Source organism: Acidisphaera rubrifaciens HS-AP3 (genome assembly GCF_000964365.1).
Classification (GTDB): domain Bacteria; phylum Pseudomonadota; class Alphaproteobacteria; order Acetobacterales; family Acetobacteraceae; genus Acidisphaera; species Acidisphaera rubrifaciens.
Map to the genome: position 1 here is coordinate 1 of NZ_BANB01000838.1, position 3,784 is coordinate 3,784.

At 69.9% G+C, this 3,784-nt stretch carries 4 protein-coding genes; all 4 read right to left on the reverse strand.

Going from position 1 to position 3,784, the window contains the following annotated elements:
• Nucleotides 1-44: 44 nt before the first annotated feature.
• Nucleotides 45-341, reverse strand: coding sequence for a LapA family protein (locus B8460_RS18330; protein WP_048863064.1), 297 nt, complete (start codon nucleotides 339-341; stop codon nucleotides 45-47).
• Nucleotides 342-492: 151 nt separating this feature from the next.
• A complete protein-coding gene (gene ihfB / locus B8460_RS18335) occupies nucleotides 493-813 on the reverse strand; it encodes an integration host factor subunit beta (RefSeq protein WP_048863067.1) in 321 nt (106 codons plus the stop codon).
• A gap of 26 nt (nucleotides 814-839) precedes the next feature.
• On the reverse strand, nucleotides 840-1,775 hold the full coding sequence (gene sppA / locus B8460_RS18340; protein ID WP_241771242.1) for a signal peptide peptidase SppA: 936 nt from the start codon (nucleotides 1,773-1,775) through the stop codon (nucleotides 840-842).
• A 12-nt stretch (nucleotides 1,776-1,787) separates the two neighbouring features.
• Complete coding sequence (gene rpsA, locus B8460_RS18345; protein ID WP_048863066.1) at nucleotides 1,788-3,515, reverse strand: 30S ribosomal protein S1; 1,728 nt, start codon at nucleotides 3,513-3,515, stop codon at nucleotides 1,788-1,790.
• Nucleotides 3,516-3,784: the final 269 nt, after the last annotated feature.

Below are 3,784 nucleotides of genomic sequence, written 5' to 3' on the forward strand. Positions count from 1 at the left end.
GGCGTGCCGGCCGTCTCGTCGCTCATTGTTCGCCCATCACCGGCTCAGCGCGGCGGCGGCAGGACGGCGATCGGCGTCGCCTGCATGGCGCGCAGCTGCGTCTGCAACGCCGCGACCGCGTGCTCCGCCCGGCGGGCGCGGCGCCAGGCGCCGAGGACGGAGAACCAGACGAGCAGCGAGCCGATCAGGAACGCCACGCCCATGGCGATCAGCATGGCGATCGACAGCGGCAGCTGCACCGAATAGTCGGTCGGCCACAGCGCGAGCCGCACGTCGCCCGTGTTCGACAGGGCGAACAGCACGAACAGGATCAGGAACGGGAGGGCGATGATCGCGCGCATGCGGCCTCGTCAGCACCGTGGGAGGGAAATTCGGGTCGGCGGAAACGCGGGCATGGGACAGGTGATGGAACGCCGCCGCCCGCGAGGCAAGCCCCAAGCGGCGGGAGGGATGCCGACGCGCCGGGCGTCCGCGCCGGTCCCCCGCGCAGCGTCAGGCTTCGATGCGCGCGGCGGCGGCCGGTCGGGGCGAGCGCGGGCGGTTGATGCGGTCGCGCAACTCCTTGCCCGCCTTGAAGAAAGGCACCGCCTTTTCGTCCACGGGCACGGCCTCGCCGGTGCGCGGGTTGCGGCCGGTGCGGGCCTGGCGGTGTTTCACCGTGAAGGCGCCGAAGCCACGCAGTTCCACCCGCTCGCCCCGCGCGAGGGCGGCGCTGATGCCGTCGAAAATGGTGCCGACGATCCGCTCCACGTCCGCACCGCGCAGATGCGGATTAGCCTCCGCCAGATCGGCGATCAGCTCGGACCGTGTCATCGACGTGCTCCCCGGATAGCGGCCGATCAGCCGCGCGTAATCCCAGGTTGCCAGATAGCCCACGCACCGTCAAGGTTAAGCCCTTGTGTTTGCATGGTTTTCCAAAGGAAGCCCAGCGCCGGCGGAAGCCGCAGGCCAAGCTGGCGCGACCAGAACGTGCGGCCGGCCGGCACATCCTCCACCGGAAGGTCCGCCGGCACGTGCCGGTTGGCGGCGAGCCAGGCCCGCGCCTCCCGCTCGCCGCCGATCGCGTCGATCAGGCCGTTGGCCAACGCCTGCCGCCCCGTGTAGGCACGGCCGTCGGCGAGTGCCAGGACGCGGGCGCGGTCCATGTGCCGTCCCGCCGCGACGATGCCGACGAACTGGTCGAACATGTCCATCACAAGGTCGTGCAGATAGGCACGGCCCTGGTCGGTCAGCGGACGCACGAAGCTCGGCTGGTCCTTCAGCGGGCCGGAGGTGATCGCCTCGGCATGCAGGCCAAGCATCTGCAGCAGGCCGGACGCCTCGCCCGTCTCCAGGATCACGCCGATGGAGCCGGTCAGCGTCGCCTCGCGCGCGAAGATGCGCGCGGCGGGGACGGAGATCATATAGCCGGCGGACGCGGCGGTGCCGCCCATCACCGTCACCACCGGCTTCTTCGCCGCCACGCGCGCGATCGCGTCGTGCAGGCTCTCGCCGCCGGCGACGCTGCCGCCGGGGCTGTCGACCGAGACGATCACCGCGGCGACGTCGGCATTCTTGGCCAGCGCGTCGACGCGGCGCAGCAGCGCGGCATCCTCGGTGATGATGCCGTCCACCGACAGGCGGGCGACATACGGACCGCTCAGCACGTCGCCGCCCGGCCGCACCGCGAGATAGACCGCGATGAGGACGGCGACGACGGCCAGCCCCCGCCATGCGAACAGGCGGCGCTTGAGGCGCCGCCTGTCGAGCATGTGGTCGGGCGTGAGGTCAGGCACGAAAGGCCGGCCTCAGCTGTCCTGCTGCATCTGGTTGCGGCGACGGATCGCGGCCCCCAGGATGTCGCCCAGCGACGCGCCGCTGTCGGACGAGCCGAAGTCCTGCATCGCCTGCTTCTCCTCCTCGATCTCCTTGCCCTTGATCGTGAGGGAGAGCTTGCGCGCGGCGCGGTCGATCGCGGTGATGCGGGCATCGACCTTCTCGCCGATCGCGAAGCGGTCGGGACGCTGGTCGGACTTGTCGCGCGCCAGCTCGGCGCGGCGGATGAAGCCGGTCAGCACGTCGTTGACCCGCACCTCGATGCCGTTGGCCTGCACCGCGGTCACGACGCAGGTCACGATGTCGCCCTTGTGGACGGCATCGAGCGTCGCCGCCGCCGGATCGTCGCGCAGCTGCTTGACGCCGAGGCTGATGCGCTCCTTCTCCACGTCGACGTCGAGCACCTTGGCCTTGATGACCTGGCCCTTTTCGAACTTGGCGATCGCCAGCTCGCCGGGCTCGTCCCACGACAGGTCTGACATGTGGACCATGCCGTCGATCTCCGGCGCGATGCCGACGAACAGGCCGAACTCGGTGATGTTGTGGATCTCGCCCTCGACCTCGGAGCCGATCGGATGCTCGTCGAGGAACTGCTCCCACGGGTTGCGCTGCACCTGCTTCAGGCCGAGCGAGATGCGCCGCTTGCCGCCGTCCACGTCGAGCACCATCACCTCCACCTCCTGCGAGGTGGCGACGATCTTGCCCGGATGGACGTTCTTCTTGGTCCACGACATCTCGGACACGTGGACCAGACCCTCGACGCCCGGCTCCAGCTCCACGAAGGCGCCGTAGTCGGTGATGTTGGTCACGCGGCCCGAGTATTTGGCGCCCGGCGGATACTTCGCCGCGACACCCTCCCACGGATCGGCCTCGAGCTGCTTCATGCCGAGGCTGATGCGCTGCGTCTCCGGGTTGAAGCGGATGACCTGCACCTTGACGCCCTGGCCGATCTGCAGCGCCTCGCTCGGGTGGTTGATGCGGCGCCACGCGATGTCAGTGACATGCAGCAGCCCGTCCACGCCGCCGAGATCGACGAAGGCGCCGTAGTCGGTGATGTTCTTCACCACGCCGTCGAGGATCATGCCTTCCTTGAGGCCCTGGATCAGCTCGCTGCGCTGCTCGGCGCGTGTCTCTTCCAGCACGGCGCGGCGGGAGACGACGATGTTGCCACGGGCGCGGTCCATCTTGAGGATCTGGAACGGCTGCGGCGTGCCCATCAGCGGGCCCACGTCGCGCACCGGTCGGATATCGACCTGGCTGCCCGGCAGGAACGCCACCGCGCCGCCGAGATCGACGGTGAAGCCGCCCTTGACCCGGCCATAGATCGCGCCGGTCACGCGCTGGTTGCCCTCGAAGGCGCGTTCGAGATTGGTCCACGCCTCCTCGCGCCGCGCCTTCTCGCGCGACAGCACGATGGAGCCGTCGCGGTCCTCGTAGCGCTCGACATACAGCTCGACATGATCGCCCGGCTTGATCTCCGGGGCGACGCCGGGCGGCCCGAACTCCTTGAGCGCGACGCGGCCCTCGCTCTTCAGGCCGACATCGACGATCGCGTATTCGTCGGTCAGGCGGATGATGCGGCCGGTGACGACGGAGCCGTCGAAGCTGCTGTCGCGGCCGAGGGTCTCGTCGAGCAGGGCCGCGAAATCTTCGTGTGCACGTTCGGGCGCGGCTGCGCGCGCGGTGGTGGCGGATGCCATGCGGTGTGTGTGTTCCGTTTCAGGGGCGCCGGCCGGGCTGGCCGTGCGCCGTGGGTTGGCGCGCTCCGCGACGGGTGACATGCGGAACACGACTTGCCCGCGACATAAGCCGCGGGCCGGGTGCTATGGTCTGAAAGGCGATTGCAGCGATGTGGCCAAGACGCCGCGCGGAGTCAAGCCACCCCGCCCGCCCGCGATGCGCAGCAGGGATGACACGCCGGCGGCGTCAGGGCCCCGGGACGAGGCCGGGGAGACGGGCGCGCACGATC

What these genes read in the sequence shown, in the direction of transcription:
- ihfB (WP_048863067.1), bottom strand. Translation starts at nt 813, where the DNA reads ATGACACGGTCCGAGCTGATCGCCGATCTGGCGGAGGCTAATCCGCAT.
- B8460_RS18330 (WP_048863064.1), bottom strand. Translation starts at nt 341, where the DNA reads ATGCGCGCGATCATCGCCCTCCCGTTCCTGATCCTGTTCGTGCTGTTC.
- rpsA (WP_048863066.1), bottom strand. Translation starts at nt 3,515, where the DNA reads ATGGCATCCGCCACCACCGCGCGCGCAGCCGCGCCCGAACGTGCACAC.